The sequence below is a fragment of the Companilactobacillus halodurans genome (assembly GCF_009600985.1).
In the GTDB taxonomy this organism is placed as follows: domain Bacteria; phylum Bacillota; class Bacilli; order Lactobacillales; family Lactobacillaceae; genus Companilactobacillus; species Companilactobacillus halodurans.
In genome coordinates, this window is sequence record NZ_VDFP01000015.1 from 40,151 (window position 1) to 65,227 (window position 25,077).

Here is a 25,077-nt window from a genome sequence, read left to right on the forward strand (position 1 = left end):
AATCTGAGGTTTTATTATTGGTAGAAAGTAAAAAAAAGAGTAAATTCATGTTAAATGAATTTACACTTTTTGCCTAAAAAACGTTGATCAGGACAGTTCCTGATACTACCAAAAATAATCCAGCTACTGAGTATAGCGATAAGGATTCGTGGTAAAAGACGATTCCAGCGACCGTCACCAATATCAATCCAACGCTACCCCATGTAGCGTAGGTTAAGCTCAAAGGAAGTCTCTTTACAACATGGGACAAAATGAATAGGCATATTAGATATGACATTAATGTTCCCACCGTCGGTAATAAATTGGTAAAACCGTCAGTTTTCTTTAAAAGAGATGTTCCCAGTACTTCAAAACCGATTGACATCATTAATAGTAAGTAGTTCATAAGCATTTCCTCGGTCCAATTTTTTCTCCCAATATCATACCTGATTTTTTTAAAAAAGACACTCATTTTTTGAAAAATATTTTTATTTTTTTCATTCCAAAAATATTGACTTTGAAAGAAATGTAAGGCCATATATTGGTGGTTATTTATTAATTAAGTGAAAGTGGTGGTCAAAATGCTGTCATTTCAAGATGAATGGGCAATTTTTAAACTACAAATGAAGATAGCTTTAGAAGATAAAATAGCTTTTTTCTATACTTTAGTGATTCCAGCAGCAATGCTTTTCATAAATAAAAGCCAAAATTTTCAAGACAATGCGTCTATTTATATTTATTGGTCTTACATTGTGGTCAGTACTATTTTAAATGGCTTTTTATTGAATTTAGTTCGTCTACGAGAAAATGGTTTTCTTAAAACTTTCTCTTATATCGTTGGCTCTAAATATCCAATTATAATTACATCATTATTCGTTCAGTTATTGATTATTCAAGTTGAAATTTTACTATTCAATTTTGTAGTGACAATTTTTATTACCAAAGTTTCTTGGGTGACGTTTTTATACGGTTTTTTGACCACTTTTTGGGCGACAATCGCATGTGCAGCAATGTTATCAGGCTTATTGCTATTAAAAGTCAAACAAGCTTCATTTAACATTTTGATAAATCTTTTTTTATTGCTTGGTTTGATTTTTCTAGGACTTCATCCAAGTGGAATTTGGAAATATCTTTTAACCATTATTAATCCTTTTCAATTGATTGATGTTTTATATGCAATTCACTATCATTATCATCTCCTGGGAGTGGTAGTTTTAACTTTCACAATCATTTATTTGATATTTAGCTTCTTTGTTTTTATGAAAATGTCTATTAAGAGTCAGATGAAACGGGTGTAATGATTATGAAGATTGAAGATTTTAGTTTTAATTATAAGTCAAATGTCATTTTTGATCGGGTGAATTTTTACTTTGAAGATAAACAAATAAATTTTGTTTTGGGCGAAAATGGTTCTGGAAAGACAACCTTACTTGATCTGATTGCTGACGTCGATTCGACTCGACCCAAGAACTTTGTGGGCTTTCCGCCACCAGCACAAATAGCTTATTTGTCACAGGGCAATAATTTTAATGATGAATTGACAGTTAATGATATTTTAAAGTTTTTACCGCAATTAACGGATGTTAATAAATTCAAAACGCCAGCAGTAATTAAAAAGTTAAAGAATGTTAAATTTGGAGACCTCTCTGGTGGTGAAAGAAGAATTGTTTTAGTATTTATTAACATTGTGATTGAACGAGAATTATATATCTTTGATGAACCAGAAACTGGCATTGATTTAAAGCAATCTCAGGAAATTTTTGTTTGGCTCCGGGAATTAGTTGAAAGAGGTAAGACAGTTATTATAACGACTCATAAGCTCGATAATATCAGTGACATTGATAATGTGAATTATATTAAGAATGAGCAAGAAGTTTTAGTGGATAATTTTTTGAAGGTAAAATCACGAATGGCCTTCTAAATTTTAGGTTTGTCTACCTGAAATTTAGAAGGCTTTTTTGTCCCTACTCTAATTGACTTTTAATTTAATTATAATTAATATTAATATTTATATATATCTATTTTTGAGAGGGATGAGTCTATGGACGATAGTTTAAGCGTTGACAGTGCTATCAAAGACACGCTGCCAACAGTATTTGGATATATAGGAATTGGGATTTCATTTGGAATTGTCGCTGCTGCAGCTGGATTGAGCGTCTTGAATGCCACCTTGATGTCAATGATAGTTTATGGAGGATCAGCACAATTCATTTTGGTCAGTTTACTAACGATTGGCACGCCGATGGTGTCGATTATTTTGTCAGTTTTTCTGGTCAATTCGCGGATGATTTTGATGAGCATGACGACCGCTAATTTCTTTAAAAAGAATTCGCTTTTAGAGAATATTCTGGTCGGCAGTCTGATTACTGATGAGAGTTTTGCACTGAGTATGAACAAGCTGAACTTTACCGATGGTAAATTGTCATTCAAATGGTTCAATACAGTGAACTTACTAGCTTATCTAGTTTGGGCAGCCGCTACCATGGTTGGGGCAATGTTAGGCAAAGTTATCAGTGACCCCAAACAATTGGGGCTGGACTTTGCTTTGGTCGCTATGTTCATCGGTTTGTTGTACCTGCAAATCATCAATGACCACTCGATTTCTTTGAAAGTTCAATTGTTGGTGGTTTTGATTATGTTGCCGTTAGTTTATTTTGGACTGATTTTTATTTCCAGCGACCTGTTGATTCTAGTTGTTACCTTGATAGGTTGCACGTTAGGGGTGATCTTGAAACATGCCATCGACTGAATTTATAATCTGGACCATTATCGGTTGCGGGGTCGTGACTTTGTTGTCTAGAATCATGCCATTTATTTTATTGAAGAAATTCAATTTGCCAGCTAAAGTCGTAGAATTTTTAAGTTTCGTACCAATCACGATTATGGCGGCACTTTGGTTTGAAAATCTCTTTGAACAACGCTTAGGTCAACTACCACAAATTGATTACGCTAATTTATTGGCCTCGGTTCCAACCGTTTTAAGCGCTATTATCACCAAAAAATTATTAGTCATCGTCGTTGTGGGGATAATATCCTTGGCATTCGTACGATTAGTTATTTAGAAGAGAGCGGAATATAACATGGTCAGCTTTCGAGCATTAAGGCAAATAGCCCCTGGTAATCGTACTTTGATTACCAGGGGCTATTTGTTTTAAGCACAAAAAGCTATGTTATATTCCGCGTTTATGCTGCAAATTTAGGGAAAAAATAATTATATCTCAAACTCATTTTTTTGCACTTTTCTTCTATAATGGAATTGATAAAAGGGGTGAAGAATATGAAAGCAGTAGTTGTTAGACATGCAGGTGGACCAGAAGTTTTGGAATATACCGACGTAAAAACGCCTAAGGTAAGACCAGGCTGGTCATTAGTTCAAGTTAAAGGTTTTGGTATCAATCATTCGGAGATTTTTACTCGAGAAGGGCAATCACCCTCTGTGAAATTTCCAAGGATTTTAGGAATTGAATGTGTCGGTGTTGTTTTTGAGAGCACGAGTGACGATTTAAAAGTTGGTCAAAAGGTAATCTCCATTATGGGAGAGATGGGTCGAGCCTTTAATGGCTCTTATGCTGAATATGTACTTTTGCCAAATGAGCAAATTTATCCAGTTGAGACCAAGTTAGCTTGGAAAGATTTAGCGGCAGTTCCCGAAACTTTCTATACTGCTTTTGGTTCATTGAAATATTTAAATGTAGCAAAAGATGATTCAATTTTGATTCGTTCAGGTGCTAGTGGCGTCGGTGTGTCAGCTTTGAGATTGCTCAAGGCAAAGTATCCGGAGATTAAGGTTACAGGCTCTGTTCGGAAAATGAGTAAAGCAGAAACGCTCTTTGACAATGGTTACGATGCTGTTGTTGAAGATCAAAAAGGTAAATTAATTACCTCTAAGAAGTTCGATAAGATTCTAGAATTAGTTGGTCCCGCGACATTAAAAGATAGTTTCAAACACGTTTTAAATGGCGGCATTGTTTGCTCAACTGGTGAATTAGGCGGCCAGTGGAATATGGATGGCTTTGAACCGATCGGCGATATTCCTAATGGCACTTATTTGACTTCCTTTAGTTCAGGTGAAGTTGATGCGCAGAAATTGAATGAAATGCTTACTTATATCGAAAAATATCATGTTCCCGTTGCTCCAACGAAAGTTTATTCACTAAGTCAGGTCAAGGAAGCTCATGAGTACTTAGAAAGTGGTCACAATATAGGTAAAGTTGTAGTAGTACTTTAAATTTTTCATATTGGATAAAATATTATATCATCGAAGGTGATTAAAGAGAGGAATAATAATATGGAAAAATTCTCATTGATTATAGTTCTATTTGCGGCCTTAGCGACACCGCTGATAACCGCAAAGTTTCATCTCCAACGAATGCCAACGGCTATTTCTGAAATTTTAATGGGAATAATCCTTGGTAAAACGGGATTAAATATCATTCAGCCCGATACTGGAGTACAGTTTATTGCTAACTTAGGTGTGATTATGCTGATCTTTTTAGGAGGAATGGAAATTAATTTTTCCCTAATGAAACCAAAAGAAGATGAAGATTCTTTTTCGCCATTAGGAGCTTCTGTTAAGGGGTTTTTGACGATTTTAGGGATGTCATTAATTCTTAGTGGAATCTTGTATGTCACAGGCATATTTAATGACTTTATTTTATCGGTTATTTTGATTAGTACGATTGCTTTAGGGGTCTTGATTTCATTTCTTAAAGAAGCAGGTTTGTTAGATTCTGAATATGGACAAACTATTTTACTAACTTCTGCTTTTGGTGAATTCATTCCACTAGTAGCCCTAACCGTTTATTCGGCTGTTCAACAAAAGAATTACTTGTCCGTTTTCGGATTGCCGGTAATTTTTATTATCGCTATTTTCTTGTTGCGGCGTTTCAACCGTATTTATGACTTTTTTGAAGATATCGATAAAACAACGACGCAATTAGATATTCGCTTAGCTTTCTTTTTGATTTTTACTTTGGTAACTTTTGCCGAACAAATTGGTGCTGAGAACATTTTAGGAGCCTTTTTAGCCGGAGTGGTTATGAAATTACTTCAACCAGGAGAGGAAACTGAAGAAAGATTGAGTTCAATGGGTTATGGATTCTTTATCCCTGTTTTCTTCATTACCACTGGAGTAAATTTGAATTTAAGAACGCTGTTAACTAATAAGATGGCTTTGATTCTGATTCCAGTCTTCTTAGTTGCCTTTATTATTTCTAAAGGAATTATTTTCTTTGTCTTTAGAAAGAGATTCGGTAAACGCTTGTCACTGGCAGCGGCTGTTTTGACGTCGACAACTATTACGATGGTCTTGCCAATTCTTGAAGTTGGGAGAAACCTGAAATTGATTAGTACAGCCCAATCGGGTTCCATCACTTTGGCCGCCATTATCACTTGTATAATTGGCCCAATGGTCTTTAATAAGATTATTAAAAATAAGTCTATATCATAATTTATATATAGGAAGAAATACCGACATATTTTACCTTGGTAGGTTAGAATGATCATGTAAATTGAATAAGATAAAGGACGGGATTTTTAATGAAGAAAAAATATGAAGCAAGTACTGCTGAAAATCATATTGATATTGTTAATATTGCTAGTCTTGAAGGTCGTGTCAAAGACCATATGAGTAACGAGAAGGGTGCCTTTGGTTATATCAGAGGTGGCTCTGAAGACGAATGGACGATGAGACAAAATACCGAAGCCTTTAATGATAAAGAAATTATGCCTCGGGTTTTGCAAGGTATCGATCACGCCGACTTGTCAACAAAATTATGGGATATTGACTTGAAGACCCCAATTATTCAAGCTCCATCAGCTGCTCAAGGATTGGCTAACGCTAAAGGTGAAGTTGATACAGCTAAAGGTGTTGCTGATGCTGGTTCGATTTTTTCAATCAGTACTTACGGCAGTACTGCAGTTGAAGATGCTGCCAAAGCTGCTCCTGATGCACCACAATTCTTCCAGTTATATATGAGTAAAGATGATAAGTTTAATGAATTTCTCTTGAAGAAAGCTGTTGCTGCTGGCGTTAAAGCTATTATTTTGACCGTTGATTCAACTTTAGGTGGTTATCGTGAAGCTGATATCATCAATAAGTTCCAATTTCCATTACCAATGCCTAATTTAGCTGCTTATAGCGACAGTGATGGTGAAGGCAAGGGAATTTCCGAAATTTACGCTGCTGCAAAACAAGGCATCGTGCCTTCAGATATTCAAAAGATCAAGGATATTACGCATCTACCTGTTATCGTTAAGGGCATCCAATCACCATATGATGCGCAATTGGCTATTGAATTCGGTGCCGATGGTATTTGGGTCTCTAATCACGGTGGCCGTCAACTAGATGGTGGTCCTGCTTCCTTTGAAGTTTTGCCATACATCGCAGAAATCGTTGATAAACGTGTGCCTGTTATCTTTGATAGTGGCGTAAGACGTGGCGAACACGTCTTTAAGGCTTTAGCAAGTGGGGCTGACTTGGTTGCTATCGGTCGTCCAATTCTTTATGGATTGAACCTCGGTGGTGCTCAAGGTGTCACAGATGTAATCGAACACTTGAACAAAGAGTTGTCGATTACCATGCAACTTGCTGGAACTAAGAGTATCAATGAAGTTAAAAATACTGACTTGATTGATTAAATTAAAATATTTATGAAAAAGAAGTGTGATTTTTCAATTTTTTTGAGAAATCACGCTTTTTTTGTTGCCTTAAAGTTGACTTTAGGGTGTAGAGTAAGAGCTAATACAAATTTGTAGAATATGAGGTGAGGTGAAGTTGGGGATTTTCTCTCGCTTACAATGGTTTTTTAAACGACAGTGGCGACAATACCTAATTGGCGTGATTGCATTGATTCTAGTCGCGATTTGCAATGTGATTCCACCCAAGATTATTGGGAATGTCGTCGATGCCGTTAGCACCAACAGTATGACTAGTCATTACTTGATTATTAATATGATAGTTTTATTTTTCGTAGCGATTCTCCAATATTTATTACGTTTTTTATGGCAGAAGATGATTTATGGCAGTTCTTATGTCTTGGAACGTGATTTGCGGAGTCGCTTATTTCGTCATTTCATGAAAATGGACAGTACCTTTTATAAAAAATGGCGGACGGGTGATTTGATGGCACATGCAACAAATGATATCGATGCCGTCAGAGACGTTGCTGGTCCTGGTATTTTAACCTTTGCTGATTCATTGATTACCGGAACATCAATGATTTTAGCGATGGGGATGTTCATTAATTGGAATTTAACGATTTTGGCGGTTTTGCCGCTGATTTTATTAGCTGTGATGGCAGATATCTTAGGTGGCAAAATTCACGTTGCCTTTAAAAAATCCCAAGCAGCTTTTTCAAGTATCAATAATAAGACTCAAGAAAGCGTCGTTGGTATCAAGGTTTTAAAAGCTCTCGGTCAGGAACAGGCCGATGAACAAGACTTCGACAAATACGTCCAAAAAAATATTCGTGCTAATAAACGCTCTTATCGTTTGGATGCGATGTTTGATCCTTTGACGACTTTGATCATGGGTATTTCGTATACTTTAACGATTATTTTTGGTGGATTAGCAGTCCTAAATGGTCGCATTACGATTGGTCAATTGGTTTCGTTCATTACTTATATGGCGGAATTAATGTGGCCTATGTATGCAGTTGGCAGTTTATTTAATTTATTGGAACGCGGGTCCGCTAGTTATGATCGAATCAGTGATCTATTAGCTGAGAAATCATCCTTAGTGCAACCTAAGAATGCCATTACAACAGTGCCGAGTGGCACTTTAAAATTTGATATAGATTCATTCCGTTATCCAGATGACAAAAAGATAGCTTTGCGTGATGTCCATTTCGACTTACAAGCCGGTAAAAGTTTAGGCATCGTGGGTCCAACTGGCGGTGGCAAATCGACCATTATTAATTTATTGATGCGAGACTTTGACCACTATCAAGGAGTTATCAAGGTCGGTAAAAATGATATTCGCGATTACGACCTAGATAGCTACTTGGATAAAATCGGTTACGTTCCACAGACTAATTTCTTATTCTCAACTAACGTCCGTGACAATATTCGATTTGCTGATATCGAAGCTAGTTCAGAGGCAGTTTTGAGTGCTAGTAAAATTGCTGATTTGGATGGCGATGTGAAGCAGATGGTCGATGGTTACGATACACAAGTTGGCGAATTAGGCGTTTCTTTATCAGGTGGTCAAAAGCAACGTTTGGCAATTGCTCGAGCTGTTTTGAGCAATCCTAAATTGTTGATTTTAGATGATTCTTTATCAGCGGTTGATTCTAAAACGGAACGACATATTGAACAAAGAATCGCGAAAAATCGTCAACAAGGGACGACTATCATTGCAGCTAGTCGTTTGAGTTCAGTTGAAAATGCTGACCAAATTATTGTTGTCTCTAAGGGCACGATTGTTGAACAAGGTACTCATCAAGAGCTTTTGCATCAGTCTGGTTGGTACGCTGACACCTTCAATTTACAAGCAAAAAATGCTGAATTAGAAGGGAGGCTGAGTCATGAAAAATGAGCAAGAAAAAGCTAATGATGAAGTAAAAGCACTAACTTGGAAACAACGTCGTCAGGTTTTAAAAAGACTCTTCAAATTTGCCGGCTTTTTTAAACGCCAATTTGGAATCGCAATTGCTTTTGCAATCATCTTAAGTATTATCAATGTTTTATTGCCAAGAATGTTGCAATTTTACATGGATAATTATTTGACCCATCAAAGTACCGGCATGAAGATTATTCTTGGTTTTGCGGCGTTATATGCTTTGGGAACGATTATCAAAGCGGTTGTCCAGTTTATTCAAGAATTTGCCTTTTCGATGGGGGCAGAGCGAACACTTGAAAAAATCAGAAGTGAATTATTTCAAAAATTGCACTCGTTAGGATTGAATTATTTTGACGTCACGCCAGCTGGTTCAATCGTTTCACGGGTCACTAATGATACTAAGACGCTGTATAACTTTTGGACATTGTTCTTGCGGATTTTAGTTGCCTTCTTTTCAATGGTTTCAGCTTTTGTTGCCATGGTTTCAGTAAACTTGACATTAGCTTTATTGACAGCTTTATTTGTTTTGATTTTGTATTTGTTAGTTTGGCTTTATCAACGTTTGAGTTCAAAGATTTATCAGCATTTACGTGAGTATTTGAGTCAAATCAATACGAAATTGAATGAGTCGCTGATGGGAATTGGCATTATTCAACAATTTGGACAGCAAAGACGAATGACCTCGGAATTTGAGGGCCGCAACAACGCTTATTTCCAGATGCGTAATAAGATGATTAACGTCAACGCCTTTTTGCTTTACCCAACGATCAGTTTGATGTTCGTCTTAGCAGAAGTTATCTCGTTAAGTGGCTTTGGTTTCAATAGCATGCACACATTTGTCGCTGCAGGTGTGATTTATGCTTTCCTATCCTACCAACAAAACTTTTTCAATCCCTTATCTGATGTCATGAACTATATGTCATTTTTCCAAGATGGTCTGATAGCAGGGTTTAGAATCATGAAATTGTTTGATAATAAAACTTACGCGCCTCAACAAAATGAAACGAGTACAAAAGAGATTACCGAAGGAAAAATTGAGTTTCGACACGTTACTTTTAGTTACGTACCGGAAAAAATTGTCTTAAAAGACGTTTCTTTTGTCGTAGAACCTGGTCAAACGGTAGCCTTTGTCGGACACACCGGGAGTGGCAAAAGTTCGATTATCAATCTTTTATTGCGCTTCTATGAGTTCGGTCAAGGACAAATTTTAATCGATGATCATGATATTCGTGATTACTCGACGAAGGAATTGCGCAAAAAATTAGGTTTAGTTATCCAAGAACCATATCTCTTCTATGGAGATGTAGCTAAAAATATCCGGATGTTTGATGAAACTATCAGTGAAGAACAAATAGAACAAGCTGGAAAGTTCGTTGATGCCGATGGTTTTATTCAAAAATTACCAGGAAAATATCATGCTAAAGTCTCAGAAAGAGGAGCCAGCTTTTCAACTGGTCAACGACAATTGATTTCTTTTGCCAGAACGATTGTCAGAAATCCTAAAGTACTGATTTTAGATGAAGCCACAGCTAATATTGATCCACAAACAGAACAAAGTATTACGCGTGGCCTTAAAAAGATGCGTGATGACAGAACTACGATTGCCATTGCCCATCGTTTGTCGACCGTTCAAGATGCCGACCAAATCCTAGTTTTGAGTCAAGGCAAGATTATTGAACGAGGCACGCATGAGCAATTATTGGCTCAAGGTGGTCATTACGCTGAATTATATGAATTACAAATGGCAAATGAAAAATAATAATAAATGGAAGTAATTATAGATATGAACAAACAAATCAATGAAGGTTATTATGATGGCGAAAGACCATTATTTAAAATGCATGACGCCGATTTAATTGATACAACTTTTGGTCAAGGCGAATCACCTCTTAAAGAAAGTCGTGATTTAAATCTTGATAACGTAACTTTTAAATGGAAATATCCACTTTGGTATGCTAAGAATATTCAAGTTGCCAACAGTATTTTTGAAACGATGTCTCGTTCAGGAATTTGGTATACCGAAAATATTGAAATCACTGATTCAGCATTGCAGGCACCAAAATTGTTCCGTCGTGCTAGCAAAATTAATTTAAGAAACGTTCACTTTGCGGATGCTGAAGAAACGCTTTGGACTTGCGATGATATTAGAATGGAAGATGTCCAAGTCAACGGGAATTATTTTGGTAAAGATAGCCAAAATATCTACGCTGACAACCTCAATGTTGTTGGTAACTACGTTTTCGATGGGGCCAAGAATGTTGAAGTCCACAACTCAACTTTTATTTCTAAAGATGCTTTTTGGAACTGCGAGAATGTTACAATTTATGATTCTAAAATCAGTGGCGAATATTTGGCTTGGAACACGAAGAATCTGACTTTAATCAATTGTACGATTGCAAGTGACCAAGGGCTTTGTTATATCGACAATTTGAAGATGGTCAACTGTAAGGTTTTGAGAACAGATTTGGCTTTTGAATATTGCTCAAATATTGATGCTGAGATTACAACTAATGTAATGAGCATTAAGAATCCAATCAGCGGTACGATCAAGGTTAAATCAGTCGATGATGTTATTTTTGATGATCCTGAAATTGACTCTGATCAAACTGAAATTGAAATCACCAGCAACATTACTGAAGGGATGCATAATTAATGGATTACGATTTTGAAACGCTCAACAAAAAACGAGATGGCAATTCGGCTAAGTGGGATGTTAAAAAAGGCGAGTTGCCAATGACGATTGCTGATATGGATTTCAAAACGGCTCCAGAAATTGTTCAGGCCTTACAAGACAAGATAGCGATGGGATTATTCGGTTATGAAGAAATTCCTCCAGAATATTTTCAAGCAGTTGCTGATTGGTACCAAAAAGAACATCAAGTGCGCCTTAAAGAAGAGTGGATGATTTTTGCAACTGGAGTAGTTCCAGCTATTTCTTCAGCAGTCAGACGCTTAACATCTCTTGGCGACAATGTTTTAGTCCAAGCACCTGTCTATAACATTTTTTATAATTCAATTGTCAATAGCGGTCGTCACGTAGTCTCAAATGATTTGGTCTACGATAAAAAATTACGACAATATGCAATTGATTTTTCTGATTTGGAAAAAAAGTTGCGTGATCCATTAACCAATATGATGATTCTTTGCAATCCACATAATCCAATTGGAAAAATTTGGTCGATTGATGAATTAACTAAAATTGCTAGACTTTGTCAACGATATGATGTCAAACTTTTCAGCGATGAAATTCATGGAGATATCACGCTTGGAAGTGAAGGGTATCACCCAATTTTTGGCTTAGACCAACAATACTTGCGTAACGTTGTGGTGGCAGTTTCGCCAAGTAAAACTTTTAACGTCGCGGCACTGCATGCGGCAACGATAATCGTTCCGGATGAAAACTTACGAGCTCAAGTTAGCCGAGGACTCAACAGCGAGGAATTAGCCGAACCCAATTTTGTAGCTATTCCAGGAACTATTGCGGCCTATACAAAGGGTGGACCTTGGTTAAACGCTTTAAAGGATAAATTGTTGAGCAATCGCAAATTGATTTTAGCTACTATTGATGAAATCCCTGGAATTTATTGGGTGCCAAGTGAAGCAACTTATTTACTTTGGTTCGATACATCTGAAATTACGAAAGATTCTAAAATCTTAACAGAATTTATTCGAAAAGATACCGGCTTGATTATTACTCCTGGAGATGTATATGGTGGCGATGGTCAAAACTTTATCCGAATGAATATTGCCAGTCCGACAGAAATGATTGTGGATGGCTTGAATCGTTTGAAGAAGGGTATTGCTGATTTTCGTGCAAATTTTAAATAAAACAATTAAAAAAGTCGTTGAATGAATTATTCACTCAACGACTTTTTTCGTCTTTATAAATTAATTAATTGTTTGATGTTGTGGCGTTAGACGCGATCCTGAAATCAACAGCGTGTACGAGTTGACCCCAAAGAAAGCAATTATCACCATTAAGCCGGTTAAGAAGAAACCGGCAAACATGAATCCGAGCCCAAGTACCAATCCAAAAACTGCAAAGAAACTCATTAGCAGTTTAGCTGTTTTAACAAGGCTTGATTCGGTTTTGAAGGCAGAATGATAAAGTGTATCGATTTTTTGCGATTTATAAACAGTCGAATCGGCTTTATGCAATTCAAGTGTCAGTTGATAAGGTTCAAAATAAGTTTTAATCGTATCCTCACCAAATTCATTCGTTACAACTTTCTTATATTCTCCACCAGAAATTTTGAGGGTCGGATACGAATCTTGTTCTGAAACATTTCTGAATCCTTGACTCAAATTGATAGAACCGAGAGTAACGCTCTTTGAATTCCAAAAGTTAGCTTTTACGCTGACTTTATTATTAGAAATCACCCATTTAACATTCAGTGAATCGAGATTTTCTAATTGATAAATTTTAAAAATGAACTTATTTTTAAGAATTTGCTTGTCAGTCAATCCTTCATAAATATCTTCTGGATTAACATCCCTGATGTAATCAAGATATCCTTCAATAAATTCATTAGCATCCTCAGTTAAAAACAATTTTTTCTTAAATAAGATAGTCATAATTCCCCCAGAAATTGTAACGATTAGTTACAGTATAACAAAAATGTATGCGCTTTTGTGGAAAATTATGAAAACGCTTTAATTTATTCACGAACGGATTGTTTTAACCATTTAATCAACAGGTTACTTATTAATATTTGCTGTTTTCTATTAGTAATAGTGGCTTTATTATCTCCTTTTTGTCTGCCATAGCTACCAAAGCCGGCGTGATTGCCACCTTGAATTACTTGATAAATAGTTTTGTTTGGTAGTAATTTTTTAGCTTGTTTATAGTGTGATTGATTTAAGACGCCGTCGTTTGTAGCGGTTAGTGATAATACAGGGACATTAATTTCATGTAAGTCGCCTTTCTTTTCAGGATAACTTGCTAAAAAGAAGACCGCCCGTAAGTTTTTTTGATGATTTTTGGCATAGCGGCTGGCCATAGTTCCGCCTAAAGAGTGTCCACCAATTACATAAGGCTGTTGGTTGTGAACCTTATTAGCAGCGTTCACATTCAAGACTGCTAAATCCAAAGGGAATTGGACGATGTAGACTGAAAATCCTGCCTGAGCGACTCTCGAGGCCCAAATACTGTAACTCTTTGGAGAAACCAATGCTCCAGGATAGAAAATAACCCTTGGCTTATCTTTTTGCCCAGGGAATTTAATTGTTCCATTAACGGTTTGAGAAGTTTTTGCAACAGAAATAGCTGAAGAGCTAGGAGAATATTCCTTATTTTTGACAACGATAACAGTAGTAAAAACGATGACTACTAGTAAGATAATTATCCCTAATAACCATTTAGTAAATTTTTTCATTTAAATCCCTCAATCTTAATTTAGAATCCTCCTATATTGTACTTTACAAGCTGTATGAAAATATGCTACATTTAAGAAAATTAATATGTAAGATATTAAAAGAAGGAGTACTATCTACTTTATCCACAGGGAGTTAAGACTAGTGAGACCTTAACGTGTCGGTATATAGGAAAAACATCTTTGTAAAATTCTGGCTGAAGTCGTAGTAGGTCAAGACGTTACCCAATGCGTTACAATTGGAAGATATGCTAAGCATATTTTGAGGTGTTTTTATAAAAAAACTTGGGTGGTACCGCGGAAAAGATCTTTCGTCCCTTTTATTAGGGATGGAGGATCTTTTTTAGTCCATAGTATTCCAATTTTAAAGAGGAGAAATCGATGCAAAACGTTTTAGTTAAAGATTTATACAAAAAAGAATTTGCTGATGGTGACAAAATCACTGTTTCTGGTTGGATTCGTACAATCAGAGGTTCAAAAAGAGTTGGCTTTATTGAATTAAATGACGGTTCATTCTTTAAGAATGTTCAAGTCGTTATTACTAGCGATATGGAAAACTACGCTGAAGTAGTTAAATATCCAATCAGTACAACTATCAAAGTTGTCGGTGAATTGGCACTTACTCCTAAAGCACAACAACCATTTGAAATTCACGCTACACAAGTGATTGAAGAAGGTTCATCTGATTCTGATTATCCATTGCAAAAGAAAGCTCACTCATATGAATTCATGAGAACAGTTGCTCATTTGCGTCCTAGAACCAATACTTTCTATTCAGTTTTCAGAATTCGTTCACTAGCAGCCTTTGCTATTCACGAATATCTACAACACAATGACTTTGTTTACATTCACACACCAATCATCACAAGTTCCGATGCTGAAGGTGCTGGAGAAATGTTCCAAGTTACAACACTAGATATGAACAATGTTCCTAAGACAGACGATGGCAAAGTTGATTACGAAAAAGACTTCTTCAGAAAAGAAACTAACTTAACTGTTAGTGGTCAACTAGAAGTAGAACCATTTGCATTAGCTTTCCGCAATGTTTATACCTTTGGACCAACTTTTAGAGCTGAAAACTCTCATACCGGACGTCACGCTTCCGAATTCTGGATGATTGAACCAGAACTTGCTTTCGCTGACTTGAAAGATGAGATGGACTGTTCAGAAGAGTTGTTGAAATACGTTATCAACTATGTCATGGATCACGCTAAAGAAGAACTAGACTTCTTGAATGAAAATGTTGATAATACTTTGATTGACCGTCTAAAAGCTACAGCTGGCGAACAATTTGCTCACGTAACTTATACAGATGCTATCGATATCTTGGAAAAAGCAACTGACGTTGAGTTTGAAGTTAAACCTTACTGGGGCTTAGATTTAGATTCAGAACACGAACGTTACTTGTCAGAACAAGTTTACAAGAAGCCTGTCTTCATTACTGATTATCCAAAAGACTTCAAGGCCTTTTACATGCGTGCTAATGACGACGGCAAGACCGTTGCTGCAGCTGACTTGTTAGTTCCTGAAATCGGTGAATTGATCGGTGGATCACAACGTGAAGAACGTCTTGATAAATTGGAAAAGAGAATGGCCGAACTCGATATGAACGAAGACGACTACAAGTGGTACTTAGAATTACGTAAGTACGGTGGTACAGTTCACTCAGGCTTTGGTATTGGTTTTGAAAGACTAGTTATGTATATCACTGGTATGGAAAATATCAGAGATGTCATTGCTTATCCAAGAACACCAGGTAATGCTGAATTTTAATAATGTATCAAAAAAGCTTTAGAATCCAATCGGGTTCTAAAGCTTTTTTCGTACTTTTAGTTTAGAAAACAAATAAGGCGTGGTAAATTGATGCTAAAAATATTAATGACTACTAATAATCTGATGGATAGTAATATGATGAAAGAATTATCTGGAAATGTAATGGATCAAATGTGGGGATGGATATTCACAGCCGCTAGTGGACGAACTTTTGGAGCATTAATTATTTTGGGAATATTTTACAAAGTGTTTGAAATGTTATTACTAGGAACAATCGACAAATTGAGGAAACCCCAAAAAAGGCGAAGGAGAAAATAAAAAATCTTATGGTAAATTTTTTTACCATAAGATTAGATTAAAATATATTGATTTAGTTAAAAGTAAAAATTGCGGTAATAAATGTTGCGGCACCTAGAAAAATTCCAGGTACATTGGCCCAAATAATAGGCCAATCTTTCTTCTTTTGTAAAAATCCATAAGCAGTCCAGATAGTACAGTTGATAAAAGCCACTAATGGCTGAATAGGATTGCCTTTGCTCCCCGATAGATTCGAGAGAATTTGTGGAACGTACGAAACATACATAAGAACTGACATAATACTAGCAATTCGTCCAATTCTTTCTACTTTTTCTGTGCTGACTTTACTCATTTTGATTAACTTCCTTTCATTAATGATTTCAAATCAAAAATCTTAAATAGCACTAAAAAATTTCTCGGATTTAGACTAACCTAGACGTTTTGTATTGTCAATTAAAACACTCATGACAATACTTTTGGTAGTAAAAAAACTAATTTAAGCCAAACTAAAAACCCATTGAGAATCGTCAATGAGTTTAAAATAATCAATTATTTTTTTGGAAATCATTTAAAATCTTACGAACGCCATCAGTGGTATCAGCAGTCATCATTTTATCACGCAAATTTTTGGCACCTAATTCATCACGGGCATAAATTTTAAAGAAGCGACGCAGTGATGGGAAACGTGGCAAATCGTAATGTTGTGAGAATTCATCAAAGAGGTTTAATTGCATTCGCAATAAATCTAATAATTCTTCCAATGAATGTTTGGTAGGATTTTTTTCGAAGGCAAATGGATTTGAAAAGACGCCACGACCAATCATAATTCCATCAAGTCCAGGATGTTCTTGGGCTAGTTTTACACCAGCTTTAAAATCTGGAACATCGCCATTGATTTGAATCAAAGTATTTTGGGCAATTTCATCGCGCATCTTTAAAATATCGTCAATGACTTCAAAGTGGGCGGGGACCTTGCTCATTTCCATTTTGGTTCTTAAATGAATCGTCAGTAATTCGACATTTTGGTTGAGTAATTCGGGAATCCAATCCTTATACTCTTCCAGTTTGCTATAACCTAGGCGGGTCTTGACGCTGACAGCTAGGCCAGACTTTTTGGCAGCAACGACTGCCGATTCCATCCATTCCGGATTACGTATTAAGTCGCTTCCACCGTGATTTTTAATGACAGTCTTATCAGGACAACCAGTGTTAATGTCAACGGCTTTAAAGCCTTGCTGTTTCAAAGCTATTGTGGCATTTTCAAAGTCAGTAGGGACATTACCCCAAAGTTGAACTACCGGCCGGTTTTTTTCCGTGGGTCCAATATAAAGTCGTCCATCAACTGGAAATTTAGTATTTGGATCAGTGATTCCTTTTGCATAAACGAATTCACTGAAAAAAGCGTCCGGTGCAGCTGCTTTAGCGATTACTTGTCGAAAGACAGTATTACTGACGGCTTCCATTGGTGCCATGGTAAAAAATGGTCGGTGCTCTGCTTTAGCATTTGCGACAATATTTGACCAATAAGTTGATTCTGTCACGTTGATTACTCCCTTGTTTTTAAACTACATCATTATATATTACTAGTTTGCGTAAAAAGAATCTAATTTTTAATTTCAAAAAAATAGCACAACCTTATCTATAAGAATAAGGTCGTGCTATTTGATTATCTTTTAATATAAATCTCGAAGGAATTAATGTCGCCACGATATTTGGCAATCGAGTACTCAGCTGGAACATCATCAGTAGTAAATCCAATTGTATGGAAATAAAAGATTGGGTCGTTCATATCGATGTTCAACATATCGGCTGTTGTCTCATCTGCCGCTAAAACTTCAATTTTTCGGCGGACTTGATCGATAGGGCAGCCATTAGAATTCATTGTTTCATAAAGCGAGACATCCTCAAAATCAAATTGGTCCATTTTAGGGAAAATTTTATAGGGGATGTAACTAGTTACGAGCACGACAGGTTGGTCATCAGCATACCTAAGTCGAACGAGTTTAAAGACATAATCATCTTTAGTTATTTTCAAGCTGTTATAAACCTCTTGAGTGGGAAGTTCTTTTTGTAAAAGAATGACGTGCGTTCTAGGAGTTAATCCTTTATTTTTCACCTCGTCATTATAACTTTCAATTACATGGGCGAATTCTTGTGAAATTTTATTTTGAACAACGATTGTGCCACGACGTTTTCTTTTAGCTAATAATCCCTTATTGACTAGTGCTTGAATAGCTTGACGGACAGTCGGACGGCTGACATGATAAATCTCCATTAATTCCGTTTCTTTGGGAATTAATGTATCAGGTTTATAAGTACCATTTTTGATTTTTGTCAAAAGGTCATGCTCAATAATTGTGTGCTTTGGTAAATTTCTACTGTCCATCCCTATAATCTCCTAAAACTATTTCATATTTTTCTTATAATCGCGATCAATCTTGATAGTGTCTACATTTTCATCTTGCATACGTTTCTTGATAGCATTGATGATTGGAATGCCGCTGCTTGCTCCGATACGGTCAGCCCCCGCACTGATCATTGCAAGAAAGTCATCTGAATTTCTAATTCCACCAGCCGCTTTAACAGAAACATCGTCGCCTACAACTGACTTCATCAACTTAACATCTTCGACTTTAGCGCCGCTAGGTCCAAAACCAGTTGAAGTCTTAATAAAATCAGGCTTAACTTCCTTGGCGATTTGGGCAACATGCTTGATTTCATCCTTTGTTAGATAAGCATTTTCAAAGATGACTTTGATCAATACGTTGTCTTCATGGCAAACGCGAACGATTTGTTCCATTTCATCTTTAATATAATCAAAATTACCATTCTTTACTTCAGTGATATTGATCACGTAGTCGATTTCGTTAGCTCCATTGTCAATTGCATTTTTAATATCAAAGAGCTTTGATTCTACAGTAGTTTGGCCAAGTGGAAAACTGATGGCTGCACCAATATCAATATCAGTATCTTTCAATTCATTATAACAAAGTTTTGATTGGACTTGATTGATAGCTACCATTCTAAAATGATACTTCTTAGCCTCATCGCATAACTTCTTCATATCTTTAGCTGAAGCGTAAGCATGCAAATTTGTGTGGTCTATTAATCTTGATAATTCATCTAACGTATATTCGTACTGTGTCATTTTAGGTCCTCCAAACATTTAATATGTTATTACATAATTGATAATATAATTACATATTTAGATAGTCAAGAAATTCCTTATAAATTTTATTATACTGGTCATTCAATTACATTAATAAATAATTCAATTTAAAATTAAATTTTTAATTTATGATGAAATATGTCTTAAGTAATTACATAAATGTTTCTGATAATAAAAAATTTTCCATTGTGTAATTTTTGAACGTGTAAGTTGAATTTAGATTGCAAAAATAATAATTTGAGGGCGGAAAAGTACAAATACGCAGAATTCCTTATTGTGATTGTGAAAGAAGTGTCAGCTATGCGCAAAAATAATGAATCCAATTTATTATTAATTATGATTGCAATTTTTATTGCGACTTTTATGACTTCAGTGGAGACGACTATCGTTACTACAGCTATGCCGACAATTATTAGTAAACTTAATGGTTTGTCGTTGCAAAGTTGGGTCTTTGCAATGTATTTATTGACCACAGCGGTCAGTACACCGATTTATGGGAAGTTGTCGGATCGAATTGGTCGTAAACCGGTTTTCATGATGGGTTTGATAGTCTTTTCGCTAGGTTCATTTCTTTGTGGAATATCTAGCAATATTTATAGTTTGATTTTCTTTCGTGCGATTCAAGGAATCGGTGGAGGAGCAATTATTCCCACAACTTTTACCATGATTGCTGATTTATTTACTTATGAGAGGCGTTCCAATATGTTGGCGATGAACAACACAGCCTGGGGCATTTCAGCACTTCTAGGGCCACTAATTGGAGGCTTTATAGTTGATAAATTGAATTGGCACTGGATATTTTTTGTCAACGTACCACTTGGGATAATCGTCCTAATTTTGACGTTGATAGGATTTAAAGAAAATAAGAAGCCAGCCAAAAAAGACCCTATCGATGTTAAAGGTATCTTCAGTTTGTCTGGTTTTCTAGTGTCACTCTTGTTGCTTTTCCAGTTACTTGGCAATAAGAGTCCTGATTGGTTGCTTGCTTTATTAATGGCAATTATCTTTATAGCTTTTGCGATTTGGTTCGTTAAAGCAGAAAAAAGGGCAATCGATCCAATGATTCCGCTAACTTTATTCAAGAATAAATTGTTTACGATTGAAATTTTAACGGCATCGCTACTTAGTGGAGTTCAGAGCGGCTTTCAGATTTATTTCCCGATTTGGTTGCAGTCGATTTATAAAGTTCCAGCTTCTGTTGCAGGCTTAGCCATCACGCCAAGTCCAGTTATGTGGTTAGTAGCATCGTTTTTCGTGGGAGCTTTAGTTAAAAGATTTATTCCCAAAAATATCACGATTCCGATTGCAATAATTCAATTGTTGTTTTACATTCCATTGATATTTGCTAGAACTAGTTTTCCAATGTTACTCTTCTATATTATTTCTGGAGTTACGGGTGCTGGTTTAGGAATTGTCGTTACAATGAATATTTTGGTGGCACAAGAAGTTGTTGGTGAAAAAGAAGTTGCCACAGCTTCCTCGATGTTAACTTTGGGAAGAACCTTAGGTCAGACCGTTATGACTAGTGTTTTAGGTTTGATTTTTAATTTGTCAATCAATCAAGGTATCAATAAATTCAAAAATGTTAATCTCCATCAAGCCAACCAGTTTATTAGTTCCAATAGTTCGGTTCATTTTAATGCAACGATTCTGAATGATTTACAAACAATTATTCTAAAAGGCATGCATACAGTTTTTTTGGCAACTATCATGTTATTCATTATCATCGTTATTATTAATTTTAGAGATAAGAATAAAGATATAATTAAATAAGATTTTTAGACTTAATACTTGCGTTGGCGTCTACAAACTGGTTATAGTTTATAGTATTGTAATTAATTTGGATTGGAAGTGAGAGTGTGACCCAGTCAGCATACTGGAATCGCATCGCAAATAAAGCTAAAGAAGAAAATCGTCCTTTCTTTAGTTTGGCACCAATGGAAGCCGTTACTGGCTCAGTTTTTCGTCGAGTAGTTATGAAAGCCGCTGCACCAGATAATTTTTATACAGAATTCACTAATGCATTGAGCATCACGCATCCTTTGGCCAAGGAAACTACTAAAGGGCGTCTTTACATTGACCCTAAAGAAAATCCTAAGCCAATTGTTCAGCTGTGGGGCAATTCAGAAGTTGATTTTGAAAAAGCTGCCAAAGAAGTGGAAAAACAAGGTTATGAAGCAATCGATTTAAATATGGGATGTCCTGATATTGCTGTTATTAAAAATCACAGTGGAAGTGACTTGATTCGCCATTTCGATACTGCTAAAGAAGTTATTGAAGGGGCTAGAAAAGCTGATTTGCCAGTTACTGTTAAGACGAGACTTGGTTATAGCGAAGTTAATGAATTTGAAACTTGGATTCCATTTTTATTAAAACAACAGGTGCCTGTTTTAACTGTTCATATGCGCACGCGTGAAGAAATGAGTAAGGTCCCTGCACACTATGAATTGATTGATCAACTAGTTCAGATGCGTGACGCCTATGCTCCGGATACACTTTTGCAAATAAATGGCGATATTGCTGATTATCAAGCTGGGATTAAACTAGCTAATGACCATCCTGGCGTTGACGGGATAATGATTGGTCGAGGAATCTTTATGAATCCATTTGCTTTTGAAAAAGAACCTAAGGAGCATTCAACTCATGAATTGTTGAATCTTTTGCGTTATCAATTAGACTTATACGATGAGTTCGTTGCTAAGGGGATTCCTGGTCATTTTGCACCATTACAACGATTCTTTAAGATTTATGTACGTGGAATGAAAGGTGCTTCAGCGATTAGAAATGAATTGATGCAGACTAAAACAACTGATGATGCTCGAAGAGTCGTTGATAGTATCGATCCAGGTGAATAATAGTTTTAATTTAGGAATGCGATGATAGCATTCTTTTTTTTTGCAACTAAAAATAAGAATTATTAAAAATAATTTTTGAGGTTTTTTGTAGTTAATAAAGTTTTTTTAGGATATTCTATGGAAAATGAGAAAAACAGGAGACACATTTAATGAAACGGGCGATATTTTTAATGTTAGATGATTATGCTGACTGGGAGGGTGCTTATCTTGCCAGTCAATTGAATCAAAGCTCGAATTGGTCGGTCAAAACTGCTTCGATAACGACTAAGATTACTTCCATTGGTGGATTAAAAACGATAGTGGATTATTCGTTAGTCGATATTCCTAAGGAAATTGATTTGTTAGTTTTGATTGGCGGCAATTCGTGGACTATTCAAAATGACAGCTTGTTGCAATTAATAAAGAATCAAATAGAAACAGGAAAATCACTGGCAGCAATTTGCGGTTCAGTCGATTATTTAGCAAGAAATGGTTTATTAACAGGATTTAAACATACTGGCAATGCAAAGTATTTATGGAAGGATTATGCCAACTACCAAAATGGTGCTGACTTTATTGAACAGCAAGTCGTTAGCAATAAAAATTTGATTACCGCGAATGGAACGGCAGCTTTGGAATTCACCAATGCGGTTCTGAAGTTAGTCGATTTTGACACTGAACTAAGGATTGATAAAATTACGGATTTATATGAGTTAGGCTATTACCAATATTGTGCAAAGTACGGTAAACCTATTTTATAAATATTTTTCTAAACAGCATATTAAGTGATTATTTGGGGATGATTGTTTAAAATATAGGTATAAATTATAAGAAGGATTTCATATGCATTGGTTATGGGTTTTAATTGTTGGAGCAATCATTGGTGCTATTGCCGGTGCCTTGACTAATCATGGCAAATCCATGGGATGGATCGGTAACATCATTGCCGGAATCGTTGGATCAAGTCTTGGTGAAGGCATCTTAGGATCCTGGGGTCCGCAAATGGCTGGAATGGCGATTATTCCATCTTTGATTGGGGCCATTATCTTAGTTGTTATCGTTTCATTTATAATTGAAAAAATGTCGTAAATAAAAAATCATCTATTGATTTTAGAGTTTATCTAATTTCAACGGATGATTTTTATTTAATTATTCTCTTGTGAAGATAAGTCATATGAAACGCTAAATTTTTTCAAAAGGACAATCGTACCTAAGAAAAAGATCGTCGCGATAATAGCGGTAACTGGTAGCATATGAAACATATTGCTAGGTAAAACTAGAGCCGGTAGTGGAAATGCAAAAGCAGCTGGTAGATTGATTTTTAACAATTGCAACAAAACAAAGACTAGCGGTAAGGCAATAATCGTTGAAATGAGCCATGAAGCAAAGATTAAATGAACTGCAACACCGATACTGGCAGCACCAACTAAAGCAATAAAATGTTTCGTGGCCATTTGCCATTTTTAGTCAGGCTTTTGTAAAACTTCAAAGAAGACGACCATAACGGGTGGAATGGCAGCCATTTGTGAAAATCCAAAGAACCAAACGGCACCGACTCAAATAATTGTCATAATCGTAAATACTAGCATATGTTTATTTTTAATTGGATTGCTAAGAGTGGCTTGTTTGTACTGTCCTTGAAGGAAAACGCCACACATTAAAGCAGAAGTGAACAGCAATATTGCGACAATAAAAGACCAATGTGTGGCATTAATGATGATTGGCAAAAGTCCGGTCGCAAATGATGGCGCTAAATTGGAATGGAGCAACCGCAGTAAAATTAGCATTAAGAGCAATCCTGACAATACCTTTTCAGCATAAGTGATTGATAATTGATTGATTAAAAAACCAATGATAGCTGTTCCCGAAGGTGCCAAAAAGATTTTTGTAGGCTGTTTGATCCAGCCACCATTTTGATAAATCCAAGTACCAGCTGTCAAAGCCCCAATTTCGGGCAAAATGATTTCCATATCATTGAGAATAGTTGCGCTTGCTACCATAAAAATTATGAAAGCAAAGCCAATCAAATAATTACGCTTTTCAATTGTAGATAAATGCATGTGGTTGTTGATATCTCCTTAATTTTAATTGATTCCAGTAGCGAAACTAGATAAGTGTAACACATTCGTATAATTTCTGAAAATATTATGTATATAATTTTTTATAATAAAAATATATAATATTGGAATTTATTTAAAATCTAATTGACTTTTACAAATTATGTATATGTACGTTTTGGAACATAGGGTAGTTTTAATTTGTAAAGCCACTAGAATTGAATTGTAAACAAATATAGGAGGAGTCACATCATGGATAATAGGACAGACAAAGTTACTAGGACTTACGATTTAGATAAAATTGATGATTTATTATGCGAATTGGATAATTCCAAGATTCGTATAAATGCATTAATGGATTATAACTTGAAGTTAGGTCGAATCAACGCTGAACAATTGAATAAGAATTTACTTGCACACGAATATAAAAGATTGAGTCCAATACTAGAACTGTTGAATACCGAGATTTTCGAATCATTAGACAAAGCTATTGAAATCTTGGACCGTGAATCACTTGCTGAAGAGACTTCAGAAATAGAAACAAAGCAAGAAGCATAACATTAATGAGAAAATAAAAAACATCTCGATTAAAATCCGGGATGTTTTTTTGACAAAAGGGTTCAAGATACCAGATTACTCTTGACATTAGGCCATTTTTTTTATAACATTTTATTGTTAGTTTTAAAGTCAATGGGCATTCGCCAAATGGTAAGGCAGCGGACTCTGAATCCGCAATTTATTGGTTCGAACCCAATATGCCCAATATTGAGTGTTTCACAAATTGAATATTTCATTATCGATAAGCGAAAAAGTAGGGGGCGTTAATCATTTGATTAACGCCTTTTTTCATTTTCAAACTAAAAAGGTACGACATAGACCCATGAAAGTCTATATCGTACCTTTTTATAATTTAGGCTGTACGATAAATAAAGTTGATAGGTATTTTGCCATCAACTTTATTTTTGTATACCATTTATTAGTAATAACCATTTAAGAACACCAAAAAAGGACACCATTCATGCCCTTTAGATGTTCG

At 35.7% G+C, this 25,077-nt stretch carries 27 protein-coding genes, 1 tRNA gene and 1 other annotated feature; of the genes, 19 read left to right on the forward strand and 9 right to left on the reverse strand.

Annotated elements, in window-relative coordinates; genetic code table 11:
• Positions 1-73 precede the first annotated feature (73 nt).
• Positions 74-385: a DMT family transporter gene (locus FHL06_RS08235; RefSeq protein ID WP_153385746.1), complete on the reverse strand. Its 312-nt coding sequence runs from the start codon at positions 383-385 to the stop codon at positions 74-76.
• 175 nt (positions 386-560) lie between these two features.
• Between FHL06_RS08235 and FHL06_RS08240 the strand changes: the two genes are divergently transcribed.
• The 11 genes from FHL06_RS08240 to FHL06_RS08290 all read left to right on the forward strand — a co-directional run bounded on the left by FHL06_RS08240 (position 561) and on the right by FHL06_RS08290 (position 12,367).
• Positions 561-1,277, forward strand: coding sequence for a hypothetical protein (locus FHL06_RS08240; RefSeq protein WP_153385747.1), 717 nt, complete (start codon positions 561-563; stop codon positions 1,275-1,277).
• Between the two features lie 5 nt (positions 1,278-1,282).
• Positions 1,283-1,900: an AAA family ATPase gene (locus FHL06_RS08245; RefSeq protein WP_162000193.1), complete on the forward strand. Its 618-nt coding sequence runs from the start codon at positions 1,283-1,285 to the stop codon at positions 1,898-1,900.
• Between the two features lie 120 nt (positions 1,901-2,020).
• Positions 2,021-2,728, forward strand: coding sequence for an AzlC family ABC transporter permease (locus tag FHL06_RS08250; protein WP_153385749.1), 708 nt, complete (start codon positions 2,021-2,023; stop codon positions 2,726-2,728).
• Positions 2,715-3,041, forward strand: a complete 327-nt coding sequence (locus tag FHL06_RS08255; protein ID WP_153385750.1) for an AzlD domain-containing protein — start codon at positions 2,715-2,717, stop codon at positions 3,039-3,041. Before FHL06_RS08250 ends, FHL06_RS08255 begins: the two co-directional genes overlap by 14 nt.
• 206 nt (positions 3,042-3,247) lie before the next feature.
• Positions 3,248-4,207 carry a zinc-binding dehydrogenase gene (locus FHL06_RS08260; protein ID WP_337692543.1) on the forward strand — a complete coding sequence of 320 codons (960 nt, stop codon included), beginning with the start codon at positions 3,248-3,250 and terminating at the stop codon, positions 4,205-4,207.
• Between the two features lie 60 nt (positions 4,208-4,267).
• A complete protein-coding gene (locus FHL06_RS08265) occupies positions 4,268-5,428 on the forward strand; it encodes a cation:proton antiporter (protein ID WP_153385752.1) in 1,161 nt (386 codons plus the stop codon).
• 89 nt (positions 5,429-5,517) lie between these two features.
• Positions 5,518-6,618 (forward strand): lactate oxidase, encoded by a 1,101-nt coding sequence (locus FHL06_RS08270; RefSeq protein ID WP_153385753.1) that lies wholly within the window; start codon positions 5,518-5,520, stop codon positions 6,616-6,618.
• A 136-nt stretch (positions 6,619-6,754) separates the two neighbouring features.
• Positions 6,755-8,515 (forward strand): ABC transporter ATP-binding protein, encoded by a 1,761-nt coding sequence (locus tag FHL06_RS08275; RefSeq protein WP_153385754.1) that lies wholly within the window; start codon positions 6,755-6,757, stop codon positions 8,513-8,515.
• Positions 8,505-10,298 (forward strand): ABC transporter ATP-binding protein, encoded by a 1,794-nt coding sequence (locus FHL06_RS08280; protein WP_153385755.1) that lies wholly within the window; start codon positions 8,505-8,507, stop codon positions 10,296-10,298. The genes FHL06_RS08275 and FHL06_RS08280 overlap by 11 nt, the downstream gene beginning before the upstream one ends.
• A gap of 24 nt (positions 10,299-10,322) precedes the next feature.
• Complete coding sequence (locus FHL06_RS08285; protein WP_153385756.1) at positions 10,323-11,192, forward strand: DUF3737 family protein; 870 nt, start codon at positions 10,323-10,325, stop codon at positions 11,190-11,192.
• Entirely contained in the window at positions 11,192-12,367 is a 1,176-nt protein-coding gene (locus tag FHL06_RS08290) for a MalY/PatB family protein (RefSeq protein ID WP_153385757.1), read from the forward strand. The genes FHL06_RS08285 and FHL06_RS08290 overlap by 1 nt, the downstream gene beginning before the upstream one ends.
• A 60-nt stretch (positions 12,368-12,427) precedes the next feature.
• Here FHL06_RS08290 and FHL06_RS08295 read toward each other — a convergent pair whose 3' ends face one another.
• Positions 12,428-13,114, reverse strand: a complete 687-nt coding sequence (locus FHL06_RS08295) for a hypothetical protein (protein WP_153385758.1) — start codon at positions 13,112-13,114, stop codon at positions 12,428-12,430.
• Between the two features lie 83 nt (positions 13,115-13,197).
• On the reverse strand, positions 13,198-13,914 hold the full coding sequence (locus FHL06_RS08300) for an alpha/beta family hydrolase (RefSeq protein WP_153385759.1): 717 nt from the start codon (positions 13,912-13,914) through the stop codon (positions 13,198-13,200).
• Positions 13,915-14,003: 89 nt separating this feature from the next.
• Positions 14,004-14,233 (forward strand) — a binding site (T-box leader).
• 59 nt (positions 14,234-14,292) lie between these two features.
• Here FHL06_RS08300 and asnS point away from each other — a divergent pair.
• Positions 14,293-15,684 carry an asparagine--tRNA ligase gene (gene asnS / locus FHL06_RS08305; RefSeq protein WP_153385760.1) on the forward strand — a complete coding sequence of 464 codons (1,392 nt, stop codon included), beginning with the start codon at positions 14,293-14,295 and terminating at the stop codon, positions 15,682-15,684.
• A 90-nt stretch (positions 15,685-15,774) separates the two neighbouring features.
• Complete coding sequence (locus FHL06_RS08310; protein ID WP_153385761.1) at positions 15,775-16,002, forward strand: hypothetical protein; 228 nt, start codon at positions 15,775-15,777, stop codon at positions 16,000-16,002.
• Positions 16,003-16,054: 52 nt separating this feature from the next.
• Here FHL06_RS08310 and FHL06_RS08315 read toward each other — a convergent pair whose 3' ends face one another.
• The 4 genes from FHL06_RS08315 to deoC all read right to left on the reverse strand — a co-directional run bounded on the left by FHL06_RS08315 (position 16,055) and on the right by deoC (position 19,129).
• A complete protein-coding gene (locus FHL06_RS08315) occupies positions 16,055-16,333 on the reverse strand; it encodes a SemiSWEET family transporter (RefSeq protein ID WP_153385762.1) in 279 nt (92 codons plus the stop codon).
• Positions 16,334-16,526: 193 nt separating this feature from the next.
• The gene (locus tag FHL06_RS08320; RefSeq protein WP_162000194.1) at positions 16,527-17,522 is read right to left on the reverse strand and encodes a tRNA-dihydrouridine synthase; all 996 of its coding nucleotides are present in this window, start codon (positions 17,520-17,522) and stop codon (positions 16,527-16,529) included.
• Positions 17,523-17,647: 125 nt separating this feature from the next.
• Positions 17,648-18,367 carry a GntR family transcriptional regulator gene (locus FHL06_RS08325; RefSeq protein WP_153385763.1) on the reverse strand — a complete coding sequence of 240 codons (720 nt, stop codon included), beginning with the start codon at positions 18,365-18,367 and terminating at the stop codon, positions 17,648-17,650.
• Positions 18,368-18,385: 18 nt separating this feature from the next.
• Positions 18,386-19,129 carry a deoxyribose-phosphate aldolase gene (gene deoC, locus FHL06_RS08330; protein WP_153385764.1) on the reverse strand — a complete coding sequence of 248 codons (744 nt, stop codon included), beginning with the start codon at positions 19,127-19,129 and terminating at the stop codon, positions 18,386-18,388.
• Between the two features lie 321 nt (positions 19,130-19,450).
• On the opposite strand from deoC, the gene FHL06_RS08335 reads away from it, so the two are divergent.
• The 4 genes from FHL06_RS08335 (at position 19,451) to FHL06_RS08350 (ending at position 23,073) form a co-directional block, all read left to right on the forward strand.
• Positions 19,451-20,923, forward strand: a complete 1,473-nt coding sequence (locus tag FHL06_RS08335; RefSeq protein WP_153385765.1) for an MFS transporter — start codon at positions 19,451-19,453, stop codon at positions 20,921-20,923.
• 86 nt (positions 20,924-21,009) lie between these two features.
• Positions 21,010-22,005, forward strand: a complete 996-nt coding sequence (locus FHL06_RS08340; protein WP_162000195.1) for a tRNA-dihydrouridine synthase — start codon at positions 21,010-21,012, stop codon at positions 22,003-22,005.
• A gap of 149 nt (positions 22,006-22,154) precedes the next feature.
• Positions 22,155-22,745 carry a type 1 glutamine amidotransferase family protein gene (locus tag FHL06_RS08345; RefSeq protein WP_153385766.1) on the forward strand — a complete coding sequence of 197 codons (591 nt, stop codon included), beginning with the start codon at positions 22,155-22,157 and terminating at the stop codon, positions 22,743-22,745.
• A gap of 82 nt (positions 22,746-22,827) precedes the next feature.
• The gene (locus tag FHL06_RS08350; RefSeq protein ID WP_153385767.1) at positions 22,828-23,073 is read left to right on the forward strand and encodes a GlsB/YeaQ/YmgE family stress response membrane protein; all 246 of its coding nucleotides are present in this window, start codon (positions 22,828-22,830) and stop codon (positions 23,071-23,073) included.
• Between the two features lie 56 nt (positions 23,074-23,129).
• Here FHL06_RS08350 and FHL06_RS14695 read toward each other — a convergent pair whose 3' ends face one another.
• Positions 23,130-23,438 (reverse strand): hypothetical protein, encoded by a 309-nt coding sequence (locus tag FHL06_RS14695; protein WP_238333987.1) that lies wholly within the window; start codon positions 23,436-23,438, stop codon positions 23,130-23,132.
• A 102-nt stretch (positions 23,439-23,540) separates the two neighbouring features.
• Complete coding sequence (locus FHL06_RS14700) at positions 23,541-24,044, reverse strand: hypothetical protein (RefSeq protein ID WP_238333988.1); 504 nt, start codon at positions 24,042-24,044, stop codon at positions 23,541-23,543.
• A 249-nt stretch (positions 24,045-24,293) separates the two neighbouring features.
• On the opposite strand from FHL06_RS14700, the gene FHL06_RS08360 reads away from it, so the two are divergent.
• Together FHL06_RS08360 and FHL06_RS08365 are read left to right on the forward strand one after the other, a co-directional pair.
• Positions 24,294-24,599, forward strand: a complete 306-nt coding sequence (locus FHL06_RS08360; RefSeq protein WP_153385768.1) for a hypothetical protein — start codon at positions 24,294-24,296, stop codon at positions 24,597-24,599.
• Between the two features lie 133 nt (positions 24,600-24,732).
• Positions 24,733-24,804 (forward strand) — tRNA-Gln (locus FHL06_RS08365).
• The last annotated feature ends 273 nt before the right edge of the window (positions 24,805-25,077 follow it).